Genomic DNA, 23,319 nt, shown 5'->3' on the forward strand with positions numbered 1-23,319 from the left:
TGGATTGTGATGATTTTGTGATTGTTTCATACCCTCTTTTGTGACATTCAAAGGTTATTCTTTCATTGTGGAGCTATCATCATCTATTTGAAATATTTTACTCCACACTTTAACTATATTAAGGGAGGATTTACAAATGGGTATTGAAGATCAAACTTTCTCATTCTTTCCATTCGGTGCTTTGTTTTGCCTTACACTATTCTGTATTGTAGCGGTTCGCATATACGCAATACGCTGTCGTTATATGCATTCCAAGCAAATTGACCGTCTTAAAGACCTTGTAATTGAGGGGGACCTAACTGAGTCGGAATATCAACGACTGAAAAATTTACTTACAAAGTAAAGACATTATCGATTAAAAATCATTTTAAATGGAGGTAATATTCTGTATATCCAAATTGTATTGTTTGATGGATTTGATTTATTAGACGTTATTGCACCTTATGAAGTGTTTACTGCTGCAGCGATGTACGCAAATGAAGACATCACCGTTCAACTCGTTTCTCCTGAAGGGGAACGAATGGTACCAAGCGGGGTAAATCACTTACCTATTCAAGCTAGCGGTAAACTTGATATAAACAGTAAAGGAATTATTCTTATTCCAGGAGCATTTGGTTCGGTTCACGAGGATGGACCAGATTCGAGCCCAGCTAAATTACAACAAGCAACGGAAACAGAGTTAAGTAATTTACTCATTGAAGCTATTAAGAAACCAGATCTATTGCTTTCAGCAGTTTGCGGTGGTTCTCTCATTTTAGCAATGGGTGGATTGTTAGAAGACCGGCATGCTGTTACCCACCACATGGGGATGGGGCTTTTAAGTGCTACAAATGCGATTCCGGTTAATGCTAGAATTGTAGATGATGGTAATATTGTTACTGGCGGTGGCGTTACTTCGGGACTCGATGTTGCCCTTTACCTAGTTGAGCGAGAATTAGGTCCCCGTATAGCACACGCAGTGGAGCAACTGTTAGAGTATGAACGCAGGGGTACGGTTTGGAGAGCAGAGGGAGATGTACCGAGAGAAAATCAACAAAAAAATATAATTAAACCGACAAGTAATGAGGCCTTAACTGAATAAATTTTATAACACGTAGCGTTAAGATGGAAATTCAACAAATCCTTAATTAAAATAACCACCTAAAACGCTGATAAATTAACGTTCTAGGTGGTTATTTTAAAAACCTCATCTATTTATGATACGGTTCGCCCTTCATAATTCGAAATGCTCGGTAAATCTGCTCCACTAAAACGAGCTTCATAAGCTGGTGTGGTAGAGTCATTTTGGAAAAGGATAACTTTTCGTCGCTTCGCTTCATAACTTCTTCATGCAATCCTAGAGAACCACCTATTACAAAAGCTATTTTGCTTCTTCCATAAGTCATTAACGACTCGATATCTGCAGCAAGCTGTTCAGAGGTTTTCATCTTTCCTTCGATAGCTAAAGCGATGACATATGTGTCTGCACCGATTTTTGCTAGGATACGGTCTCCTTCCTTCTTCTTTACGATTTCCATGTCTGCCTCGCTCAGATTCTCAGGAGCTTTTTCATCTGCTACTTCGACAAGATCTATTTTTGCATAGCTTCCCAGTCTCTTTGTATATTCTTCAATCCCCATTTTCAAGTATTTTTCCTTCAGCTTACCTACTGATATAATTTGTATATTCACAGGTTATCCACCTTTACATTTAATTTACAAACAAGTTATTAACAACACTTATCCACATATCCACAACACTTATCTACATGTTGTGTCGTCATTTTCATGAGCCACAAGATATATTGCAGAATTGTTACAATAGGTACAACTTGTGGATAACTGTTTTTCCTCATTTATTTTCTCCATCACTGGGAATGTTTTTTCCTCTGCTACAAAGATATCTAAAGCGTGATTTATATGGGTTTCGCAACTGAATATTCTCACTATTTAACTCCCTTTCTCTTTAAAATTACTTAACATAGTTATACACATTTTTTCTATTGTTATCCACAGTCTATTTTAACAAAGAAAAAACGAGTAGGAAAGACAAGCTTTTCTTTCCATACTCGTTGTGTAAAACTTTTGTTGCTACTTTTTAGTTATCCACATGTCTATAACTGAGTGGAGTCCTTTAATGTTAAAGTTAATTCGACTATTTCTCCTTGACGGTACACCTTGACGTCCAAGCTATCACCAATATCTTTTTCATTATATAGATGCTTTCTAAGATCGATGGAATTCTCCACTTTTTCTCCATCCATTTCTACAATGACATCATAGGTTTTTATACCAGCAATTGCTGCAGGTGTTCCTTCATATACTTCATCTACAACAACCCCAGTAGTAACTTCTGCAGGTAGTTTTAAAGTATCTCGTTGATGAAATGCTGGAACATTTGTTAAATCGATAAGTGTAACACCCATAGAAGGTCGAATTACTTTACCATTGACTTCTAAGTCTTCAATTATAGGCATTGCGGAGTTTACTGGAATCGCCAAGCCTATTCCTTCTATTGTTGACTCAGAGATTTTCATCGAATTGATGCCTATAAGCTGACCGGCTAAATTAATCAATGCTCCACCACTATTACCCGGGTTAATGGCCGCATCCGTTTGTAAAACTTCTGCTTGCCAATCCACAGTCCCATCTTCATTGATATCCACTGGAATAGCACGGTCCGTACCAGAAACTACACCAGTTGTAACTGAACCATAAAAGTCTAAGCCGAGAGGATTACCAATAGCAATAACTGTTTCTCCCTGCTTTAATGTATCTGAGTTTCCGATCTCTAAAACTGTTTCAATTCCTTTATCGTCTATTTCTAACACGGCTAGATCTGTCCACATGTCACTTCCGACTAATTTTGCGTCTGCTTTTACTCCATCCTTTAATGTCACTTCTAATGCTTCTGCACCTGCAATTACATGATGGTTCGTAATGATATATGCTTTTCCGCCTTCTTTTTTATAGATTACTCCTGATCCAGTGCCAGCCTCCTGCTCCGTGGAACTTTGGCTCCAGAAATTTCTTACGGATTGAATATTAGTAATACCGACTACTCCCGCCGAGGCTTTTTCTACTGCTCCGGTTACATCCGTAGTAATATCGACGCTTACTTGCTCTGTTTTAGTTGCTTTACTTGTCGTTGCTTCACCTTCTGTTTGGGAAGGTAAATTATTTACAACAGAAGGAGTTAAAAACCAAACTAGAAGAGCTCCTACTAGGACTCCTGCTAATCCACTGAAGAAATAACCTATTACTCCTCTTTTCTTATCCTTATTTCTTACTTTTGGTGGTTCTTGTTCAGGACCATATGAATTATAGTAACCCATTGCACTCTCCCTTTCATTAAACAATATGTTCGTATGCTTACTTTACCCACTAAACATTAAAATTAAATTAAAATAATCTAAAATTAAATTAAAAAAGCTCCAAAAGCTTTTAGGCTCCTGGAACTTTATAATTATACTAGTACTAATTCAGTTGGCTGATTTGCATCCGTGTCGTGTAAGTGAACATATTCACCTGCGATGATACCACACGATTGTAAGGTTTGAGTAACGCTCATTCTTGCTAGGTCCTTCATGTTATTATCCTTGCTAAGATGTGAGAGGTACACATTAGTTGATTTTAAATCAATTACCTCACTCATAGCTACCGCAGCATCCTCGTTAGAGACATGTCCTACGTCACTTAGTATTCGGCGTTTGACCGACCAAGGATAGCGTCCCATTTGTAGCATACTGACATCATGATTGCTTTCAAAGACAAAGGCATCTGCTCCCTTAATATGTCCCTTCATGCGATCACTTACATATCCCGTATCTGTAATTAAAACAAGCTTGCGCCCATTTTCATGAAAGATATAAAACATTGGATCTGCAGCATCATGGGAGACTCCAAAGGATTGGATATCCATAGAGCCAAACGTTTTCACCGATTCCATATCAAAAGTGAAACGTTGATCTAAGGGCACCTTTCCAACAAGTGAATCCATTGCTCCCCATGTTTTTTCATTGGCGTATATTGGTACACCATATTTTCTAGCTAATACACCGAGCCCCTTTATATGATCACTATGCTCGTGTGTAATGAAAATACCAGAAAGATTTTTTATTTCTCTTCCAATTCCTTGAAAGAGCTCGTCCATTTTTTTGCCGCTTAGGCCTACGTCAACTAAAAAGGAATGCTTCTCGTTTTCTACGTAGATGGCGTTTCCGCTGCTCCCGCTAGCTAATACACTAAACTTCATCATCAAAACTCCTTATTCTACTGCTGATGAATCTACTTCTGTTGGTATTTCAATAATTCTTCCTTCTACCGCATTTACAAAGTGTTCATCTATAGTTCCGTCCTCACGTTCCACAAGTATTCGCCAAGTTGGTGCAAATACCTGCGTCTCGGCTTGTTGGACTAATGTAAAATAGCCCAGACTAATATCTGTGACGGTTGAATTGGCAACTAGCAAACCCTTGGAATATAGATTTGAAACTGCTTGAATAGTAGGCAATAGATTTTTAGACTCACTATAATCCTCTAAGTTATCTAGGATGGTTTGCTCATAGCTTATGAGTTCATTATTCTCATTCCAATAGACTACTAATTTAGCTTTTTGATTGTAATAGACAAGACGATCATTTACTTTTTGAAAAAAAATTGCCATACGAGCTTCCTCGTCTATTTTCCACAATCCATATGAAGAACCTTTAAATATATTATCACTGATGAGAGTTTCGATGGAATTCTCTTCGGTTATTGGTATAGGTTTTATAAATGTGCCGACTATTTGTGCATCAGGCTTAAATTCAACTGTTTGATTTTCTAATTCTTCTATTTCTTCTGGCTTAAAGTTATGAACACTACCAGAAACATAATAGGCTTCTTCCACAGTAACACTAGAAGCTTTTGACACATTAATGTTCTCTACTTTTAGACGTTCCTCTGTCGTGGTAGAGCTTAAAACTTCTATATTTTGACCTGCTGTATATCTATTCAAATATAAGGAAAACAAAAAGACATTCAAGATAGAAAAAACAATGATAAAAATAGTCTTCGTTTTATTCCAATCCATAGGTGCCACCTCCTATAGTTTCTGGAGATAGTCTTAACCATGATCCATTAACTTGATAATACCAAGAGGGCACCAAAGTAAATAAAGGTTGGTCTTCGTCTTTGGATATATAATAGCCTTGTACTAAATCCTCTATTAAAGAGACTTGTGAATTTGGGGCTAAGCTAAGTAATTCATATGCATTTTGACCGGAAGGTAACTCTAAATCAGTGGAAGTTATCGGTAGAGCATTTAACGTGTAATACGGTCTATTGTAACGATAAACTCTATTACTTCCCCAAACTTGAACTATTTCTGTAGTCAACATATCCTTACTGAATACAGGCAACCCATCAAAATACAGTTGATAATTTACTTGACTCGCATTCTTATTCATTCTACTAAATCGATAATCATCAGTCCAACCGTCATGCTCATTTACAAAGCTTAAGCTATTATATAAAAGTTCCGATGATTTACCAAGAAATTCACCTTCTGATGCTGGATGAACGTAGCTTAACCTTTTAGAAATAGGGTCTACAGTCATTAATGCGTTATCATCCGTATATTGTTCTCCTGATCCTACTGGGTTACTTCGCCGAACAACTAAACTTGGTATATTAAAAAGGGCATCTTTGAACCTATTCGTATCAATCTCTTCCACTAAATAAGTATATTGAACAACCTTTTCAGGGTTACTTGTAGTATATAAGGATACTTTGCCTTCTCTTACGATTTCCTTATATTCCAGCATAGCATTGGAAGTCTTGACCATACGCTCAGAGAAACCAAAGATATCTTCCTTCGTCACATTTGCCGTATAGATTTTATTCAAGGTGGTGCTTATGAAATACAAAGTAGCCCCTTGATCAGATTCCTTTTCCCCTACTCTTTGGTCCACACTTTTCGTGGACCAATCTATAACTAGACGATTAAAAGAAGAGTTAGGAAAGATAGGATCTAAAAACTTTAAAATCGTACTATAAGATTCTATCGGTATATCTGCTTGAAAAAACAATGTACTCGTATATGGCTTGTTGATTAATTCATTTACCTGCCCCGCATTCGTATTATTACTATACAGTTTCACCGTTTCAATCTCCCAATTTTTCATAGGGTTTATAACATTATTGATATCTACGATCGAATGGGAGCCTCTTAGATTTTCGGGTTGACTAATCAGCAAACGATACGGTTTTATAACATCTTCCATCTTCTTCTTCTCTGCAATCGATATATTAACGACAGGTGGTTCAGTAGTATCATATTTTGGTGAATAGGTCCAAATCGTAAAGGTAAGTGTAAGACTAAGGAGTATTAGTAATAATAAAATAATAGATTTTACTGGTTCAATATACTTCAATCCCACTCACCTTCTTCATCCAACAGTATTTCTAAAGTAAAGAATATAGTAGTCCCGTGGCCTTCTTCACTTTCTGCCCAAATCTTACCTCCATGGGCTTCAATCATTTCCCGGGCAATGGCTAGGCCAAGCCCTGTACCTCCCATTGAACGGGCTCTAGCCCGGTCTACTCGATAAAAACGATCGAAAATGCGATTTACATTTTCAGAAGGTATTCCCATACCATCATCTGATATCATCACTTGTAACCACTCATCTTTGACTGCTATGCCAAATCGAATATTCCCTCCATCTGGGGAATACTTTAACGCATTCGATATAATATTATCGATTACTTGAGTTAACTTATCTGTATCAATGTCTACATAGTACGGCGTATCTGGAAGCATACGTTGGAACGTAACATTTTGTGATTTAGACAGTTCAAAACGATCAATAATACGATTGAAAAATAGATTAAAATTAACGATTTCTCTATTCAAATCATAGTCACGACTATCCATCTTAGACAATTGTAGTAAGTCATTTACCAATCGAATCATTCGTTGGGTCTCCGTTTGCGTAACCATTAGAAACGACGGTGCTATCTCTTCATCCTTCCATGCTCCATCCGCTAGTGCCTCCAAATAACTGCTCATAGTAGTTAAAGGAGTTCGAAGTTCATGAGACACATTAGCTACAAACTCTCGACGTTCCATATCAATCTTCTCTTGCTCGGTATTGTCATGTAAAACAGCGATTAAACCATTTACGAAACCAGTTTCTTTTTGGATAACTGAAAAGTTCGCACGAAGTATATATGGTCGTTCCTGGGTACTGAAATCTAAATTCATGGATTCCTTTGAATGAATAAGATCTTCGAAGGAATGAATGCTATCAATGCCAAGCACTGAAATAATAGGCCTGTTGAGAACCATTTCTCTTGGTATGCGCAAGAGCCTTAGGGCAGGATCATTGATCAAAATAACTCTACCCTTTCGATCAGTGGCTATTACTCCATCCGTCATATTAGTTAAAACAGAGGCAAGTTTCCTACGCTCAGCTTCTGTAGTCGACTGGGATTCTTGCAGCCTATTTGTTAGATGATTAAATGCATGTGCTAACTGACCGATTTCATCATTTCCATAAACTCTTACCTTACGAGAAAAGTTGCCCTTAGACATAGCCTGTGCCTGTTTCCTCATCTCCGATATAGGTCTTGTAATCGTTTGTGCTATAAGAATACCTAGTACAATTGTGATTACAAGGGCTACTGCCGTACCCACTGCGAGGATTTGGTTTATTTCGTTCATTTGACCAAATACATTTTCAATATTCGATTCAATATAGAGAGTTCCAATTACCTCACCCTGTGAAATAATTGGTGTTACTAATATCCATACACGTTCTCCTGATTTAGAGGCGATGCTATCAAAACCTTCTTCTGCCGTGATAGATTTATGGACTAGTTCATCTAACGACTTTTGTCCAACGATTGCTTGGTTGTTCGAATCTGAGGTAGCTCGTATTTGATATTTCGCATCAATTACTCGAACTTCTTTAATATCATCAGAATTAAGACCAGTCAAAATAGAACGTAAGCTTTGTTCTAGTGTTTGGTCTTCTTCTACCCGTATTTTAACAAGTTCTTCTCTTGCACTAAACTCTAATACACCAACGCGATCCTTAACAGATTGTTGAAAGTTTTCTTTTAATGTATGCTCCAATCCCTTGACAAAATATAGACCAATTATTTGCATAGCTATTAAAATCAGTAAAACATAAATCAACACAATCTTTACATGAACTGATTTAAAGTAACCAACCTTATGCATCGAATTACTCCTGCTCAGGACTTCTTAAATAGTAACCAACGCCTCGTCTAGTTACAATCCAGTTTGGATGACTAGGATTATCTTCAATTTTCTCACGTAAACGTCTGATTGTAACATCTACAGTACGGACATCACCAAAATAATCATAACCCCAAACTGTTTGTAATAGATGTTCCCTTGTCATTACTTGTCCAATATGTTTAGAAAGATAATGTAAGAGTTCAAACTCACGGTGAGTCAATTCAATTGTTTCATCTCTTTTTAATACCAAATAAGCATCCGGTTGGATAGTTAGTGGACCAATAGTAATGTCATTAGTAACTACTTCATTATCTTCTTGAATGGTTTGGTGTCTTCTCATGTTAGCTTTAACTCGAGCTATTAACTCTCTTGTACTAAATGGCTTTGTTACATAATCATCTGCACCTAGCTCTAACCCTAAGACCTTATCTATCTCTGAGTCTTTAGCAGTTAGCATTATGATAGGAAAGCTAAAGCGTTTACGAATTTCTCTACAAACTTCCATTCCATCTCTGTTGGGTAACATTATGTCTAACAGCATGAGATCTGGCTGAATCTCGTCTACTTTTTTTAATGCATCGTCGCCATCATATGCACAGAAAACCTGATAGCCCTCTTTTTTCAAATTAAATTGTAGTATGTCAGCAATCGGCTTTTCATCATCCACTACTAGTATTTTTTTACTCACTTGTTAAACCCCTTTCGCCCTTTTCTGCTATATTTTAATCAAATACATTACTTTAAACAATTAATATATCATTACTCTATCATTCTTTTACTCTCCTTGCATCATTAAAGAAGTGAGAAAAAATGAGGGTAGAAATTGAAAGTTTTAGGTCGAGCTTTGTCGAAATATTTCCCAGGAAATTTAATTCTTTCCTAATTCAATATTTCACAATACATAAAAAGACAGCCGGCTAGCGACTGTCTCTAACTTATATTTATTTTAACACAGATAAGGGGTCAATCGTAACTCCGTCCTTCTTCACTTCAAAATGCAAGTGAGTTCCTGTGGAGCGTCCTGTATTCCCCATAACGCCTAGTTTTGAGCCTTGTGGCACTACATCTCCCACACTTACACTAACTGAGGAGAGATGAGCATACGTCGTTTTATACCCATTTTTATGATTAACGATTACACGGTTACCGTATGTACCATCCCAACCAGCAGCTTCAACTACTCCATTATCTGCAGCTTTAATATTAAATCCACTTGGTCGAGCAATATCAATACCTTCATGCTTACGTCCCCAACGGTAACCCATTTTACTAGAAATGTAGCCACCTTCTGCTGGCCATGCAAACACTCCAGAACCACGAGATGGAATCACTTTTGTTCCCTTTAATACAACATGTTCCTTAGGTTGCTCTAAAATCGTTTCATTTGAAAGTGATTGGCCAATTTCTACACCATTCTCTTGACGAATCAAATAAGTCGCCACTCGTTTTCCATCGGCACCTTCTTGCTTCACTTTTGTATCACCTTTGAACATCTCATCTGTTTCTATTACTTGTTTAGTATGAGGTACAGTTTCCTCTACCTTTTTCTCATAAACTACTTCCATATTTATAAGTGGTTTAAGTACAGTGACATTAAGCTCTTGATTTATCTGTAAGACACTTGTATCTGTAAGTCCTGGATTGATCATTAATAATTCCGCTGAGGTTAAATTAAATTTACTTGCAATATTACCAAGTACGTCACCAGCTGAAACTTTATAGGTTTCTTGCTCTAAAGTTCCTTCTAAAAGAAGCTTAACTGCTTCATCAGCAGATACAACCTTTTCGGGTGTCACATCTACCGTAACCCCTGAAACTTCTTGTTTTAAAATTAAATCTACAATTCTAGTTTCGCCAGTTTGTAATTCGGGTAAGCTATCTGTAACACTTTTTCTAGCTTCCAATGTGGCTAGCTCTTCTTCTGTGATAAACTGAAGTTTTAATTTTTTTATAACTTCATGGTATGTTGCAATGTCTTTGACGTAGACCGCCATCTCGTCATTGACAGATAAGGCAAACGCGGTTGCTTCCACTTCTATTAAATCGTTAAGCTTTTGCAATGTTGTTTCATCGTTTGTTGAGGGAGTATAAACTTGTTCAGTAATAACCTTTAGGTTATTGCCTGCTTGTAGTTGAAGACCGTCATATTGGGAGCTACTCTCTTGCACTTTTTTATCAAAAAGCTTTTCCATTTCCGTTTTATCGGAAATAGCCCCAACATACTGACCTTCTGCATATATATGATAAATTTCTTTTAAAGCTTTATTATCCTCTTCATTAGCAAATGCCATATTAAAAGTTAGAGATGACATAAGTAATACCATTATAGTAGCTTTTTTCACTACATTTGATTTTCTGTTTGAAAGAACAGTGAAGTTTTGATCCTCTTGTTCCTCATTCTTACTATTCCAAAGCATGATAAAGCTCCTTCCAAACCTATTTAAGTTGCTAGTGCAAATTTTACACTATCTTAATTTAACATATTTGAAATAGTGAAGTGTAGGAATAGTCTATCTTGTAAAGAAAATGTATTTTTAAATCCATTATTTTCTATTTTTACATTTTAGTTGTTATATTTAATCATTTTTATAGGTTTTAATCCTATGTTTTTAAGAATTTCCTCCAGTAAATTCTTATTTATACATATTACTATTGGTGCCTCTGTTATATTTGTAATAATTCGATAAATTTCAGACACCTATAGCTTTGTATATGAAGAGAATCAAATGGATAGACATGAATATCTTGTAAATCCATTTCTAGCTATTGGCCACTTTTCCAATTATATTGTTAGACAGTTTATATATATTACTTAGACCTGGTTTCCTACAGAGAGAATAGGTCTTATGTTCAGATGAATAGAAGGCAAATCACTGGGATAAATCTTTGTTTGTCGGTGAAAATTCTTAAAATTATTTCACATAAAAAGCCGCCAAGTTTTCATTGGCGGCTTTCATTTCACTTATAATTATCTCCAAACGCTTGAAATAACGTTTGTTTGTGTACGATCTGGTCCTACAGAGAAAATAGAGATAGGAACTCCTGTTAATTGAGATATGCGTTCTAAATAATGTCTTGCAGTGTCTGGTAATTCATCGAGAGATTTACATTGAGTGATATCTTCACTCCAACCTGGTAACTCCTCATATACTGGCTTACATTCGGCAAGCATACGCAGGTTTGCTGGATATTCTGTGATAAGTTCTCCTTTATATTCGTATGCTGTACAAATTTTAACTGTTTTTAATCCAGTTAAAACATCAATTGAATTCACTGTTAAATCCGTTAATCCACTTACTCTTTGCGCATGGCGAATTACCACTGTATCAAACCATCCTATACGACGTGGTCTACCTGTTGTAGTCCCATACTCTTTTCCTACTTCCCTGATTTGATTCCCTACTTCATCAAAGAGTTCAGTAGGAAATGGCCCATCTCCTACACGTGAAGTGTATGCTTTACATACTCCTACCACATGCGATATTTTTGTTGGACCTACTCCTGCTCCAATCGTTACTCCGCCAGCTACCGGGTTAGAAGAAGTGACAAAAGGATACGTTCCTTGGTCAATATCCAACATTACTCCTTGAGCTCCTTCAAAAAGTACGCGTCTGCCCTCATCTAATGCATCATTAAGTACTTTTGAGGTGTCTGTTACATACTGTTCAATTTCTTGGCCGTAACTGTAGAATTCTTCTAAAATTTCTTCTACTGTAAATCCTTCTGTTTCATAAAACTTCTCAAACATACGATTTTTTTCTTCTAGGTTATGCTCTAATTTTTCTTTAAACACTTCATAATCTAAAAGATCTGCAACACGTATACCTACACGAGCAGCCTTGTCCATATAGGCAGGACCAATTCCTTTACCTGTCGTTCCAATTTTTCTTGCTCCTCGGCGAGCTTCTTCTACTTCATCTTGCTTTATATGATATGGAAGAATGACGTGGGCACGATTAGAAATACGTAAGTTTTCAGTCGTTACACCGCGATCATGCAGCCCTTTAAGTTCTTTTACTAATGCTCTGGGGTCAACCACCATGCCATTTCCAATAACTGAAATCTTGTCCTTATAGAAAATACCGGAAGGAATGAGATGTAGCTTATAGGTCTCTCCTCCGAAAATAATTGTATGTCCTGCATTATTACCACCTTGGTAACGTGCAATTACTTCTGAGTGTTCTGATAAAAAGTCAGTAATTTTACCTTTTCCTTCGTCTCCCCATTGGGTCCCTACTACAACTACTGATGGCATTGCCAACACCTCCGTCAGACATTTCGTCCTGATTAAAAATCAGTGTAATTGTACCAATCATTTTTACCATAGTCAACCAACTTAAGTAAAAAACACGAACGAATTGATGTTTAAATAATCAATTCGTTCGTGTTTTTATGCTGGAGGAGCTTGATGTTGACTCCAATCAATATTCACAAATTTATTAAATTCTTTCACAAATGCTAGAGTAACTGTGCCAGTCGGGCCGTTACGTTGCTTAGCAATAATAATCTCAATCATGTTCTGATTTTCTGTTTCCTTATCGTAGTAATCTTCTCGATACAGGAAGGAAACAATATCGGCATCTTGCTCAATAGAACCAGACTCACGTAAATCAGACATCATTGGTCTCTTATCTTGACGTTGCTCAACACCACGGGAAAGCTGCGATAGAGCAATAACAGGAACTTTCAATTCACGGGCTAGCCCCTTTAATGAACGAGAAATCTCAGATACCTCTTGTTGACGGTTTGCCTGACTTCCACCGCTCCCTTGAATCAACTGTAAGTAATCAATTAGAATCATGCCTAAGCCTGACTCCTGCTTTAATCGTCTACATTTTGCTCTTATTTCATTTACCCGGATACCCGGTGTATCATCTATATAGATTCCTGCATTTGATAAGCTACCCATAGCCATCGTCAGCTTGCGCCAGTCTTCTGTAGTCAGCGCACCTGTTCTTAACACTTGTGCGTCAATATTGCCCTCTGCGCAGAGCATACGCATAACCAACTGTTCTGCACCCATCTCTAGACTAAAGATAGCGACGTTTTCATCTGTTTTAGTTGCTACGTTTTGTGCTACGTTCAAAGCGAAGGCTGTTTTACCTACCGAAGGACGGGCAGCCACAATAATAAGGTCATTACGCTGAAATCCTGCTGTTATACGATCTAAATCACGGAAACCAGTAGGAATACCGGTAACGTCACCTTTTCTTGTGTGTAGCTTCTCAATATTGTCATACGTCTCTACTAACACATCTTTAATGTGTTTGAAGTCACCTGCATTTTTACGATTGGCAACTTCCATCATTTTTCTTTCTGCTTCGGAAAGGAGAGCTTCTACCTCATCTTCGCGAGTAAAGCCATCCTCTACTATTGTCGTAGCCACGCGAATAAGACGACGGAGTATAGATTTTTCCTCTACTATTTTAGCGTAATGTCCGATGTTAGCTGCGGTAGGCACGGCATTTGCTATTTCACTAATATAGGAGATACCGCCGACATCTTCTAATTCCTTCTTAGAAGAAAGTTCTTCTGTGACTGTTACAACATCAATTGCTTTTCCCTGATCACTCAGACGAAGCATGGTCTGAAATATTTTTTGATGAGCTACCCGATAAAAATCCTCTGGCATGACAATCTCTGCGGCTGTTATTAATGCTTGTGGTTCTAAAAATATGGCTCCAAGAACAGATTGCTCTGCTTCTTGATTATGCGGCGGTACACGGTCCAATAATGGATCGCTCATAGAATTCTCTCCTTACGCTTCTTCAGATACATGTACCTTCAAAGTAGCTACTACCTCTTGATGTAGTTTTACTGGTACATTTGTGTATCCTAGAGCACGAATTGCATCATCTAGTTCCATTTTACGTTTATCTATTTTAATTCCGTTAGTTTTCTCTAGTTGTGCGGCAATTTGTTTCGTTGTCACTGATCCAAATAGTCGACCATCATTCCCAGATTTTGCTTTTAGTTCAACAGTTAGTTGCTCTAAAGTTTCTTTTAATTTTTTTGCTTCTGCTAGTTCTTCAGCAGCTTCTTTTTCTGATTTCTTCTTTTGTCCTTCTAGAGCACTGATAGCAGCAGAATTTGCTTCTACTGCAAGTTTATTTTTAAGTAAATAGTTATGTGCATAACCATCTGCTACATTCTTAATTTCACCTTTTTTGCCTTTACCTTTAACATCTTTTAAAAATACTACTTTCATTCTTCATTTCCTCCTTCAATTGTTTCTAATATAGCTTCATTTAATCGATTGATAGCTTCTGGAACAGTGATACCTGCTATCTGAGAGGCTGCATTTGTTAAATGGCCTCCACCATCTAATTTTTCCATGATTACTTGAACATTTACTTCTCCTAGCGACCTAGCGCTTATTGCTACGGAAGAATCACTTCTTCTACCTACTACAAAGGAAGCAGAAACATTATTCATAGCGAGCAAAATATCTGCTGTTTGGGCGAGTAATACTTGACTATAAATCGTATTCTCATCACCGTAAGCTATTGCGATCCCATCCTTTAAAAAGTGAACATTTTGCACAATTTTTGAGCGTTCAATATACGTATCTAAGTCTTCTTTTAGGAGGCGTTGTACTAATATGGTGTCTGCTCCATGCGTTCTTAAATAAGAGGCTGCCTCGAACGTTCTAGCCCCTGTACGGAGCGTAAAACTCTTCGTATCGACTATTATACCTGCTAGCATGGAAGTCGCCTCTAGCATGTTAATTTTCTCGTTTTTCGGCTGGTACTCTATAAGCTCTGTTACTAATTCTGATGTGGAGGAAGCATATGGCTCCATGTATACAAGCATCGTATTAGTGATAAACTCTTCTCCGCGACGATGATGGTCAATGACTACTACTTTCTCTGCTTTTTGTAATACCTTTTCATCTATAACCATACTTGGTTTGTGTGTATCCACTATTACTAGTAGTGTTTTCTCTGTCATTTTGTTGATCGCTTCTTCAGCACTAATGAATCGATTATATAGCTCTGGTTTTTCCTTAATTTCCTCCATTAAGCGAAGGACACTCTTGTCTAGCTCATTGAAATCAATGACAACATAACCATTTATCTTGTTCATTTCTGCCATTTTCCTTACACCAACTGCTGCACCGATGGCATCCATATCGGGGAACTTATGTCCCATCACGATTACTTGGTCACTATCCTGTATGAGGTCCTTCAATGCATGGGAGATAACTCTGGCTCTCACGCGCGTCCGCTTTTCTACGGGATTTGTTTTGCCTCCATAGAATTTTACCTTTCCATTAGGATGTTTGATGGCTACTTGATCTCCACCACGTCCTAAAACTAAATCTAAGCTGGATTGTGCAAGTGCTCCTAATTCTACTAGAGAAGTAGAACCTGCCCCTACTCCTACACTTAAAGTTAAAGAAAAACCAAATTTAGAGGTGGTTTCTCTAATATCATCTAAAATGGAGAACTTACTTTTCTCTAGTTCCATTAATATGGATTCATTAAATACAGCTAAAAAACGATCAGAGGATATTCTTTTAACGTATATACCATACTTGGCACCCCAATTATTTACACACGAGGTTACCAGGCTGTTTAACTGTCCTCTGGTTTGGTCATCCATTCCCTGTGATATCTCATCATAGTTATCGATGAATAATACACCGATAACCGTACGATCGCCATAATAGAGGGATTCCATTTCTATTTGCTCCGTAATATCAAAGAAGTATAGAAGTTTTTCCTCTGCTTTATAAAACACCTTATAGTTATGATCGTCTAAAGAGATCACCATTTCCTTAGAATCCTCTTGCTTTAGTAGCTGCTGAAAATCAGAGGATATGGAAAGCAACTCTTCCCCTATAATTGTGTCAAAGGGTAGCTGCTGTGTCATATACGGATTGGCCCATTCCACAACATGCTGATCGTTGATGAGAATAATCCCAATAGGCATTTCAAGCAAGGCTTCTTCCCCTACCTTCTTCATCCTGTAGGAAAGCGTCTCTATATGCCTTTCTGTTTCTTCATAAACACGTTGCTCGATAATCCATGCATATATGAATACGCCAATAACTAATAGCGCAAATAATAATCCAACTAACAGGTTGTCAGATAGAAGCAAATAGGATGCCACTCCACCTAAGAACATAAATAATATTAGTGGATATCGTATTGGTCGTTTTCTAAAAAAAGACGCCACTGAATCAGCTCCTTATTTCTTGTATCTGTCTTTTAAATATGCTCGCAAATTAAATCCTAAATCTAACACACCTAGGATAATAGTAAACGTATAGAGCGGAATTGCTAAGAAGGTAGCTAAAATAGCACTCCATTTTGGCCAACCCTGAATATGAAAATAATATTGAATCAGGGATACACCTTGTAAGAATAATAATGCCCTTAAAATGAATGTAGCATTTATGATAAGCATATAGCTAAAGGTACCTACCTCAAATGTTGTAACTAAGGATATAATAGCTACAACTAAATAATACCACAACACCGCTTTAGGTAATTTAAAATACATGTATTTAGGAAATTTTGGAACTGGTACTTTTAATTTCTTTAAAATAGGTAAGTTCACAGCAATATAGATAAATGCCGTTATAAACATAAGAAAAATAAAGTAAGTTGGCGTTAAAGCTTCTAGGACAATTAAAAACTGCCTAACCATCTCATCATAGGTTTCTGGTTTTTGATTAGCTGATTCCAGTAAATTACCGACTTGTTCATAGGATATTTTAATGCCCTCTAAAAATTGCTCTATTAGGTTAATATTTAATACTAAAATAGAAACTATATACTGAGCAGCTGTCATGAGTAGTACAAATATTCCTGTGGCCATTAGCATATATAGCTTTGTCTGCTTTCTTCGTAAAGAATCTCCTATTAGAAAACCAACTGGACCTACTATTAAACCAAGTGTAACACCTACTATACCTCCAATAATAAAAGTAATAATAACTGCTACAACTGTAACAAGTAAAGACTCTTTTCTTTCAAACTTGGCACTATACCAAGCTAAAGGTAAAGGCGCTATTAGGGACGTGATAATTGTTAGAATTGGAACATACACGGACATTGCTATCAAAATAGCAAATAGTGCAATCATTAAAGATCCAAACGTTAAATAGCTTGACTGATTCTTTTGCATGATCGACCTTCCTTTTTTATAATCATCTATCCATTGTAACAGATTTTGCTATACAACTAAAATTACATGTTACCACACTGATTAGGTGAAATGTACTATGGAAGGTTTTAGTAAATGATTCTTGTATAGTTTATATTATTCGAGTCAACCTCATAATTCCTTTTTATTTAGTATACGACCAAGCAATAAAAATAAAGATTTTGATATGCTTTGCTATGCACAGATACAATGAAATTTCTTTCACTAATGTCCACTTCCAACGAGTTAATCGAAAAACCAATATTATGCTAACGAGATCTTGTAATAGCTATTATGGTCTAGCTGATTCTTTCAGGTAGAATGTAGTACGTCTAAGTTCTGTTGATCCTATTTGAACCATAGGAATATGACCCGCTAATGAGCTACACATACTATAAAAGTTAAGTTATTACCGTTCTCTACATAATAAAGACAACAAAAAAAAGACCGGTTTCCCGGTCTTTCATATATACTTATCTCTCTTCAGAAGAGAATGGTAGTAAAGCCATAATACGAGATACTTTGATAGCTCGTGTTAACTTGCGTTGGTACTTCGCGCTAGTTCCTGTCACACGACGTGGAAGAATTTTCCCACGTTCTGACACGAATTTTTTCAACAAATCTACATCTTTATAATCGATGTGTGTGATGTTGTTAGCAGTGAAGTAACAAACTTTACGGCGTCTTTTGCCTCCGCGACGTGGTGCCATAATAGGTTGCCTCCTTTTCGATTAAAGTAAAACGTGCGAGAAAATTTTAGAATGGTAAGTCGTCATCCGATACTTCTATCGGACCGCTACTATTTCCAAATGGATCTTCATCTACACGCGTATAGTTTTGCTGATTCATTGGTTGGTTTTGCTGATATGTTGGATTAGAATTCTGTTGTCCGCCACCATATGATTGTCCACCTTGGCTACGTTCACCAGAGCCTCCACGTGGTTCTAAGAACTGAACGCTGTCTGCGACAACATCCGTCGTATATACACGCTTACCATCTTGTCCTTCATAACTACCCGTTTGAATTCTGCCTTCTACACCTGCTAAACTTCCTTTTTTCAAGAAATTGGCTGTGTTTTCTGCTTGTTTTCTCCAAACGACACAGTTGATAAAATCAGCTTCTCTTTCACCTTGTTGATTAGAGAATGTACGATTTACAGCAAGTGTAAATCTAGCCATTGCTACTCCACTCGGTGTATATCGAAGTTCCGGATCTTTTGTTAGTCTTCCAACTAATACGACACGGTTAATCATCAGTTAATAACCTCCCTCGTTCAGCATTCATCGTCGATTGTTATTATTTATCGTCCATACGAACAGCAATGTGACGGATAATGTCTTCATTGATGTTAGCTAAACGAATGTATTCATCGATTGCTTGAGAATCAGCGTTTACTTTAACGATTTGGTAGAAACCTTCACGTAAGTCATTGATTTCGTACGCTAAGCGGCGTTTACCCCACTCTTTAGCTTCGATGATCTCAGCACCATTTGAAGTTAAGATTTCGTTGAAACGCTCAACTAGAGCTTTTTTCGCATCTTCTTCGATTGCTGGTTGGATAATGTACATTAATTCGTACTTTCTCATCTATTTACACCTCCCTATGGTCTTTGGTCGAACTGTGGTCAGCCGACAAGGAGCAAGTAATGCTATTACTCACATCGATTTATTGTATCATACACTTTTACTTATATCAAGGATTGATTGTCTTATTTCAAATATTTGTCTATAATCGTGTAAAGGGGGAATGAGGTTGGAAAAAAACGAGTCGATTCTTTCTACTATCGAAATTGATATAAAGAAGGTAGCTTGGCATAGCCTATGGATGACTATTCTATTTTCTATATTAGGTCTAGTTTTATATGGTTTTATTTATAGAGAATATGAAATAAACATTACTCTTTTAGGTCTTTTATTAACATTCCTTGGTTTTATACTTTTAATAGTCTTACATGAAGCATTCCATCTGCTTGGCTTTTGGTTGTTCGGTAAGGTCCCGTGGAACAAAATGGACTATGGTGTGAATCTTAAATTAGGGGTTGCTTATGCAACTACCTCCCTTCCCATTTCCAATCGATCGATGAAAAAGGCATTACTGCTCCCATTTTGGATGACGGGAATATTACCTGTTATTATAGGTTACATGATCGAATCTCCCATATTAGTCTTACTAGGTGCCTGGCTTATTGCTGGTGCAGCTGGAGACTTTGCTATGTATAAAGAGTTAAGGAAAATTCCTAACGATAGTTTAATAAAAGATGATCCTACCCTTCCAATATTATATGTAATTAAAAAAGACCGGTCTGCATAATGCAAACCGGTCTTTTGATATTAAACGTTGAAACGGAACAACATAACGTCCCCGTCTTGTACAATATATTCTTTACCCTCTAAACGTACCTTACCTGCTTCTTTCGCAGCAGACATTGAACCTGCTGAAACTAAATCGTCGTAAGCAACTGTCTCAGCACGGATAAATCCTTTTTCAAAGTCGGAGTGAATGACACCCGCACATTGAGGAGCCTTCATACCCTTACGGAATGTCCAAGCACGAACTTCTTGCACTCCAGCTGTAAAGTAAGTAGCTAGTCCAAGTAAGGAATATGATGCTTTAATAAGCTGATCTAAACCAGATTCTTGAATACCTAGCTCCTCTAAGAACATTTGCTTTTCATCGTCCTCTAGAGCAGCCATCTCTTCTTCGATTTTGGCACATACAACTATGACCTGCGCACCTTCCTCTGCAGCAAATGCACGCACTTTTTGAACGTACTCATTATCTTCTGATTCCATAATGTCATCCTCAGATACATTTGCTACATAAAGCATTGGCTTGATGGTTAACAAGTGAAGGCCTTTAACAACACGAAGCTCTTCTTCTGTAAAATCTACAGAGCGACCAGACTTACCTTCTTCAAATGCTTCTTTTAAACGAGTCAATATAGGCTCTTCTACCATTGCTTCTTTATCTTTTTGTTTAGCCATCTTAGCAACTCTTGCTAAACGTTTATCTACGCTTTCTAAATCAGCTAAAATTAACTCCAAATTAATAACTTCTATATCAGAAATTGGATCTACCTTTCCAGCTACATGCGTTATATTGTCATCCTGGAAGCATCGTACAACCTGACAAATTGCATCTACCTCACGAATATGAGCAAGAAACTTATTGCCTAGGCCTTCGCCTTTACTTGCTCCTGCTACTATTCCAGCAATATCAGTAAACTCAAATGCAGTTGGCACTGTTTTCTTTGGTACTACTAATTCTGTCAGTTTATCTAAACGAGCATCCGGTACTTCAACAATCCCTACGTTAGGATCTATTGTTGCAAATGGATAGTTTGCAGCTAAAGCCCCTGCTTTTGTTATTGCATTAAATAATGTGGATTTACCTACATTTGGTAACCCAACAATTCCTGCTGTTAATGCCATATATGTCACAACCCTTCAATTTTCTTACTTAACGTATTCCCTTTAACCTGTCTATTATATTGATTTTGACAGTAAAAGTCTATCTTTACTCTGTCTCAGCTTGTACAAGCACTTTTTTCATTTTCTTCTCGAATTCTATACGTGGAATCATGACACTATGCTGACAACCTTCACATTTAATCCGTATATCTGCCCCTATGCGTATTATTTTCCAACGATTTGTTCCACAAGGATGTTGCTTCTTCATCTCTACAATATCATTTAGCTGAAATTTTTTTCTTTCCATTTACTCTCACCTACTCATTAGTTTTCGCATTACGTACGACGATTGGATACGGAATATCCACCCCAGATTGCTCTAAAAATTCTTTAAGATCTCTTCTAATTCTTCTAGCAATGTCATCCTGCATCATAGGGATCGTCTCTACTCCAATTCTAAGCACCAAATCATCTGAGGATATCTCTTGTACCCCTAAAATTTCCGGTACTTTTACAAGCTCTTCATATTTATAATTCAGATTTTCTAAAAATCCCTTTAACATATTCTCTACTGCGTCTATGTCCGACTCATATGATACTTTAATATCAATAGTAACAATGGTGTTGAACACAGAATAGTTAACGACATTAGATATTGTCCCGTTAGGTATAATATACATTTCCCCTACATAACTTCGCACCTTCGTTGTACGCAGTCCTATTTCTTCTACTATTCCTCTAAATGTTCCAATTTGGACCTCATCTCCAACTGCAAACTGGTCTTCAAATACGATAAAGAAACCTGTAATAACATCTTTAACTAGACTCTGAGCACCAAACCCTATCGCTAAGCCTATAACTCCAGCACCAGCGATTAAACCTCCAACATCAAATCCGAATTTTGATAAAACTGCTACTATCAATGTGAAGTAAACTGCATAGGTTAAAATATTTTCTAATAGCTTTATGAGCGTATTATGTCTTCTTTCCGAATATCTCAACGGGCCCTTTAATCTAACTGCGAAAACTCGGCGAATAATTGACTTACCTATTTTTATAACAGTAGCTGCCAAAAGAAAAAGAAAGATAATTTCAATAAACGATTTTCCTAATTCTATCCAATCTACTTCATTTAATATGTATGCTTCCAACTCTTTATATGTTGCATTCATTGCATCCCCACCCTCACTGAATAAATATTTTCTACCATGCATATACTAACTTTAAAAAAGAAAGCGAGTTTATATATGAATAAAATTAATGCTGCGCCTCAAGCTTCCACTATCTATTATAAAGAAACAGGAGTTATTTGGCGATTAAGCAACCACTTTTTAGAGTATATACCTTTTGATCATCAAAACCTTGTTTTTTGTTGCATAGGGACAGACCGTTCAACTGGAGATGCCTTAGGTCCAATGACTGGGTCATTTTTAACACAGCTTAACTCTTTTCCTTTTGAAATCGTTGGAACATTGGACAGCCCACTCCATGCGTTGAATTTAGAGGAGACTACTAATACGCTCTACAGTTCTTCTGTAAAACCATTTGTTGTGGCCATTGATGCCTGCTTAGGGAATGCTAATAACATTGGAGAAATTATTATTCATCCAGGTCCTCTTTTTCCTGGAAAAGCTGTTAAAAAAGATTTACCACCTATTGGTGAAATTTCAATCAAAGCAATTGTTAATATCGGTGGCTATATGGAATATAATGTATTGCAAAGTACTCGATTAAATCTTACTTTTGAAATGGGAAAGGTCATTTCTCGATCTCTACTTCTTGCATGGCATAGATATAACTTAAAAAATAAAAGCCACTACAATACCTACAAATAATAAAGATGGTAATAGATTTGCTACTCTAATTTTAGTTAATCCTATTAAATTCATTCCAATACCAATAATCATAATTCCTCCAGCGGCTGTCATTTCCTGAAGAAACAAATCAAGTGCAGCTTCTGGTACCAATCTTGTAATTTGTGTAGCAAGCAATGCTATTGTTCCTTGGTAAATTGCAACCGGAAAAGCTGAAAAAACAACACCTATTCCTAATGTTGCGGAGAGAATAATAGCAGTAAAGCCGTCGATGATTCCCTTACTGATTAACAATTCATGATCATTTTGAAGACCGCTATTTAAAGCTCCTAAAATACCCATTGCGCCTATTACAAATATCAGTGTGCTTGTAACAAAACCTTGGGCAATACTATCTGTTTGTTTTTTTGAACCAAACTTTTTTTCAATAGACTGCCCTAACCTGTTAATCCATTTGTCTATATCTATCCACTCACCTACTACCGCACCAAGCACGATGCAGATAATGATAATAACAAAATTACTACTTTCTAATCCCATTTGTATACCCATTACCATTACTACTATTCCTATAGCATACATTACCGTTTGTTTCATATTTTCAGGGATGTCCTTTAAAAGTCGTCCGATTAATGTCCCTGCTATGATCAGTATTGCATTGACCAATGTACCAAATAACACCATATCCTATCCTCTTCTCCTAAAAATATA

At 36.9% G+C, this 23,319-nt stretch carries 24 protein-coding genes and 1 pseudogene; 4 read left to right on the plus strand and 21 right to left on the minus strand.

The window, feature by feature from the left end:
• Nucleotides 1-136 precede the first annotated feature (136 nt).
• Both MKY09_RS19045 and MKY09_RS19050 read left to right on the plus strand, forming a co-directional pair.
• A complete protein-coding gene (locus MKY09_RS19045; protein WP_169359801.1) occupies nucleotides 137-343 on the plus strand; it encodes a hypothetical protein in 207 nt (68 codons plus the stop codon).
• A 39-nt stretch (nucleotides 344-382) separates the two neighbouring features.
• Nucleotides 383-1,003: pseudogene (locus MKY09_RS19050) on the plus strand (DJ-1/PfpI family protein); the annotation flags it as partial.
• A gap of 187 nt (nucleotides 1,004-1,190) precedes the next feature.
• On the opposite strand, the gene rlmH reads toward MKY09_RS19050, so the two are convergent.
• From rlmH to rpsF, 17 genes are all read right to left on the minus strand, one after another.
• Nucleotides 1,191-1,670 carry a 23S rRNA (pseudouridine(1915)-N(3))-methyltransferase RlmH gene (rlmH, locus tag MKY09_RS19055; RefSeq protein ID WP_169359802.1) on the minus strand — a complete coding sequence of 160 codons (480 nt, stop codon included), beginning with the start codon at nucleotides 1,668-1,670 and terminating at the stop codon, nucleotides 1,191-1,193.
• Between the two features lie 69 nt (nucleotides 1,671-1,739).
• The gene (locus tag MKY09_RS19060) at nucleotides 1,740-1,925 is read right to left on the minus strand and encodes a CxxH/CxxC protein (RefSeq protein WP_169359803.1); all 186 of its coding nucleotides are present in this window, start codon (nucleotides 1,923-1,925) and stop codon (nucleotides 1,740-1,742) included.
• A gap of 167 nt (nucleotides 1,926-2,092) precedes the next feature.
• Nucleotides 2,093-3,313 carry a trypsin-like peptidase domain-containing protein gene (locus MKY09_RS19065; RefSeq protein WP_342567325.1) on the minus strand — a complete coding sequence of 407 codons (1,221 nt, stop codon included), beginning with the start codon at nucleotides 3,311-3,313 and terminating at the stop codon, nucleotides 2,093-2,095.
• 131 nt (nucleotides 3,314-3,444) lie between these two features.
• Nucleotides 3,445-4,233 (minus strand): MBL fold metallo-hydrolase, encoded by a 789-nt coding sequence (locus MKY09_RS19070; protein WP_169359840.1) that lies wholly within the window; start codon nucleotides 4,231-4,233, stop codon nucleotides 3,445-3,447.
• Between the two features lie 12 nt (nucleotides 4,234-4,245).
• The gene (gene yycI / locus MKY09_RS19075) at nucleotides 4,246-5,052 is read right to left on the minus strand and encodes a two-component system regulatory protein YycI (protein ID WP_169359805.1); all 807 of its coding nucleotides are present in this window, start codon (nucleotides 5,050-5,052) and stop codon (nucleotides 4,246-4,248) included.
• Entirely contained in the window at nucleotides 5,039-6,394 is a 1,356-nt protein-coding gene (yycH, locus tag MKY09_RS19080; RefSeq protein WP_342567326.1) for a two-component system activity regulator YycH, read from the minus strand. Before yycH ends, yycI begins: the two co-directional genes overlap by 14 nt.
• Nucleotides 6,391-8,208: a cell wall metabolism sensor histidine kinase WalK gene (gene walK / locus MKY09_RS19085; RefSeq protein WP_342567327.1), complete on the minus strand. Its 1,818-nt coding sequence runs from the start codon at nucleotides 8,206-8,208 to the stop codon at nucleotides 6,391-6,393. The genes yycH and walK overlap by 4 nt, the downstream gene beginning before the upstream one ends.
• 4 nt (nucleotides 8,209-8,212) lie before the next feature.
• The gene (gene yycF / locus MKY09_RS19090) at nucleotides 8,213-8,917 is read right to left on the minus strand and encodes a response regulator YycF (protein WP_169359808.1); all 705 of its coding nucleotides are present in this window, start codon (nucleotides 8,915-8,917) and stop codon (nucleotides 8,213-8,215) included.
• Nucleotides 8,918-9,170: 253 nt separating this feature from the next.
• Nucleotides 9,171-10,646 carry a M23 family metallopeptidase gene (locus tag MKY09_RS19095; RefSeq protein WP_342567328.1) on the minus strand — a complete coding sequence of 492 codons (1,476 nt, stop codon included), beginning with the start codon at nucleotides 10,644-10,646 and terminating at the stop codon, nucleotides 9,171-9,173.
• Nucleotides 10,647-11,197: 551 nt separating this feature from the next.
• Entirely contained in the window at nucleotides 11,198-12,484 is a 1,287-nt protein-coding gene (locus MKY09_RS19100) for an adenylosuccinate synthase (protein ID WP_169359810.1), read from the minus strand.
• Nucleotides 12,485-12,619: 135 nt separating this feature from the next.
• Nucleotides 12,620-13,975 (minus strand): replicative DNA helicase, encoded by a 1,356-nt coding sequence (gene dnaB, locus MKY09_RS19105; protein WP_144540259.1) that lies wholly within the window; start codon nucleotides 13,973-13,975, stop codon nucleotides 12,620-12,622.
• Between the two features lie 12 nt (nucleotides 13,976-13,987).
• On the minus strand, nucleotides 13,988-14,437 hold the full coding sequence (gene rplI, locus MKY09_RS19110) for a 50S ribosomal protein L9 (protein ID WP_169359811.1): 450 nt from the start codon (nucleotides 14,435-14,437) through the stop codon (nucleotides 13,988-13,990).
• On the minus strand, nucleotides 14,434-16,410 hold the full coding sequence (locus tag MKY09_RS19115) for a DHH family phosphoesterase (RefSeq protein ID WP_169359812.1): 1,977 nt from the start codon (nucleotides 16,408-16,410) through the stop codon (nucleotides 14,434-14,436). Before MKY09_RS19115 ends, rplI begins: the two co-directional genes overlap by 4 nt.
• A 12-nt stretch (nucleotides 16,411-16,422) precedes the next feature.
• Nucleotides 16,423-17,364 carry a YybS family protein gene (locus MKY09_RS19120; RefSeq protein WP_169359813.1) on the minus strand — a complete coding sequence of 314 codons (942 nt, stop codon included), beginning with the start codon at nucleotides 17,362-17,364 and terminating at the stop codon, nucleotides 16,423-16,425.
• Nucleotides 17,365-17,855: 491 nt separating this feature from the next.
• Nucleotides 17,856-18,092: a 30S ribosomal protein S18 gene (rpsR, locus tag MKY09_RS19125; protein ID WP_142540806.1), complete on the minus strand. Its 237-nt coding sequence runs from the start codon at nucleotides 18,090-18,092 to the stop codon at nucleotides 17,856-17,858.
• Nucleotides 18,093-18,138: 46 nt separating this feature from the next.
• Nucleotides 18,139-18,636, minus strand: a complete 498-nt coding sequence (gene ssb / locus MKY09_RS19130) for a single-stranded DNA-binding protein (protein WP_169359814.1) — start codon at nucleotides 18,634-18,636, stop codon at nucleotides 18,139-18,141.
• 43 nt (nucleotides 18,637-18,679) lie between these two features.
• Complete coding sequence (rpsF, locus tag MKY09_RS19135; protein WP_169359815.1) at nucleotides 18,680-18,970, minus strand: 30S ribosomal protein S6; 291 nt, start codon at nucleotides 18,968-18,970, stop codon at nucleotides 18,680-18,682.
• A 166-nt stretch (nucleotides 18,971-19,136) separates the two neighbouring features.
• Here rpsF and MKY09_RS19140 point away from each other — a divergent pair, with 166 nt between their 5' ends.
• A complete protein-coding gene (locus MKY09_RS19140; protein ID WP_240949719.1) occupies nucleotides 19,137-19,694 on the plus strand; it encodes a DUF3267 domain-containing protein in 558 nt (185 codons plus the stop codon).
• A 20-nt stretch (nucleotides 19,695-19,714) separates the two neighbouring features.
• Here the strand turns inward: MKY09_RS19140 and ychF are convergent, their stop codons facing one another.
• The 3 genes from ychF to MKY09_RS19155 all read right to left on the minus strand — a co-directional run bounded on the left by ychF (nucleotide 19,715) and on the right by MKY09_RS19155 (nucleotide 21,966).
• A complete protein-coding gene (gene ychF, locus MKY09_RS19145) occupies nucleotides 19,715-20,815 on the minus strand; it encodes a redox-regulated ATPase YchF (protein WP_169359817.1) in 1,101 nt (366 codons plus the stop codon).
• 85 nt (nucleotides 20,816-20,900) lie between these two features.
• The gene (locus tag MKY09_RS19150; protein ID WP_169359818.1) at nucleotides 20,901-21,101 is read right to left on the minus strand and encodes a DUF951 domain-containing protein; all 201 of its coding nucleotides are present in this window, start codon (nucleotides 21,099-21,101) and stop codon (nucleotides 20,901-20,903) included.
• A 10-nt stretch (nucleotides 21,102-21,111) separates the two neighbouring features.
• Entirely contained in the window at nucleotides 21,112-21,966 is an 855-nt protein-coding gene (locus tag MKY09_RS19155; protein ID WP_251556723.1) for a mechanosensitive ion channel family protein, read from the minus strand.
• A 75-nt stretch (nucleotides 21,967-22,041) separates the two neighbouring features.
• On the opposite strand from MKY09_RS19155, the gene yyaC reads away from it, so the two are divergent.
• Complete coding sequence (yyaC, locus tag MKY09_RS19160) at nucleotides 22,042-22,629, plus strand: spore protease YyaC (RefSeq protein WP_342567329.1); 588 nt, start codon at nucleotides 22,042-22,044, stop codon at nucleotides 22,627-22,629.
• Here the strand turns inward: yyaC and MKY09_RS19165 are convergent.
• Nucleotides 22,594-23,292 carry a DUF554 domain-containing protein gene (locus tag MKY09_RS19165; protein ID WP_169359821.1) on the minus strand — a complete coding sequence of 233 codons (699 nt, stop codon included), beginning with the start codon at nucleotides 23,290-23,292 and terminating at the stop codon, nucleotides 22,594-22,596. The genes yyaC and MKY09_RS19165 overlap by 36 nt on opposite strands.
• Nucleotides 23,293-23,319 lie beyond the last annotated feature (27 nt).

Origin of the sequence: Psychrobacillus sp. FSL K6-4046, from assembly GCF_038624605.1 — a bacterium.
GTDB lineage: Bacteria > Bacillota > Bacilli > Bacillales_A > Planococcaceae > Psychrobacillus.

Bases quoted from the DNA above. Each gene is read 5' to 3' on its own strand.
- MKY09_RS19045 (WP_169359801.1), top strand. From the start codon at position 137: ATGGGTATTGAAGATCAAACTTTCTCATTCTTTCCATTCGGTGCTTTG.
- MKY09_RS19070 (WP_169359840.1), bottom strand. From the start codon at position 4,233: ATGAAGTTTAGTGTATTAGCTAGCGGGAGCAGCGGAAACGCCATCTAC.
- MKY09_RS19065 (WP_342567325.1), bottom strand. From the start codon at position 3,313: ATGGGTTACTATAATTCATATGGTCCTGAACAAGAACCACCAAAAGTA.
- dnaB (WP_144540259.1), bottom strand. From the start codon at position 13,975: ATGAGCGATCCATTATTGGACCGTGTACCGCCGCATAATCAAGAAGCA.
- MKY09_RS19155 (WP_251556723.1), bottom strand. From the start codon at position 21,966: ATGAATGCAACATATAAAGAGTTGGAAGCATACATATTAAATGAAGTA.
- rpsR (WP_142540806.1), bottom strand. From the start codon at position 18,092: ATGGCACCACGTCGCGGAGGCAAAAGACGCCGTAAAGTTTGTTACTTC.
- MKY09_RS19100 (WP_169359810.1), bottom strand. From the start codon at position 12,484: ATGCCATCAGTAGTTGTAGTAGGGACCCAATGGGGAGACGAAGGAAAA.
- yycI (WP_169359805.1), bottom strand. From the start codon at position 5,052: ATGGATTGGAATAAAACGAAGACTATTTTTATCATTGTTTTTTCTATC.
- yyaC (WP_342567329.1), top strand. From the start codon at position 22,042: ATGAATAAAATTAATGCTGCGCCTCAAGCTTCCACTATCTATTATAAA.
- MKY09_RS19095 (WP_342567328.1), bottom strand. From the start codon at position 10,646: ATGCTTTGGAATAGTAAGAATGAGGAACAAGAGGATCAAAACTTCACT.
- walK (WP_342567327.1), bottom strand. From the start codon at position 8,208: ATGCATAAGGTTGGTTACTTTAAATCAGTTCATGTAAAGATTGTGTTG.
- rplI (WP_169359811.1), bottom strand. From the start codon at position 14,437: ATGAAAGTAGTATTTTTAAAAGATGTTAAAGGTAAAGGCAAAAAAGGT.
- ssb (WP_169359814.1), bottom strand. From the start codon at position 18,636: ATGATTAACCGTGTCGTATTAGTTGGAAGACTAACAAAAGATCCGGAA.
- rpsF (WP_169359815.1), bottom strand. From the start codon at position 18,970: ATGAGAAAGTACGAATTAATGTACATTATCCAACCAGCAATCGAAGAA.
- MKY09_RS19150 (WP_169359818.1), bottom strand. From the start codon at position 21,101: ATGGAAAGAAAAAAATTTCAGCTAAATGATATTGTAGAGATGAAGAAG.
- MKY09_RS19165 (WP_169359821.1), bottom strand. From the start codon at position 23,292: ATGGTGTTATTTGGTACATTGGTCAATGCAATACTGATCATAGCAGGG.
- ychF (WP_169359817.1), bottom strand. From the start codon at position 20,815: ATGGCATTAACAGCAGGAATTGTTGGGTTACCAAATGTAGGTAAATCC.
- MKY09_RS19120 (WP_169359813.1), bottom strand. From the start codon at position 17,364: ATGCAAAAGAATCAGTCAAGCTATTTAACGTTTGGATCTTTAATGATT.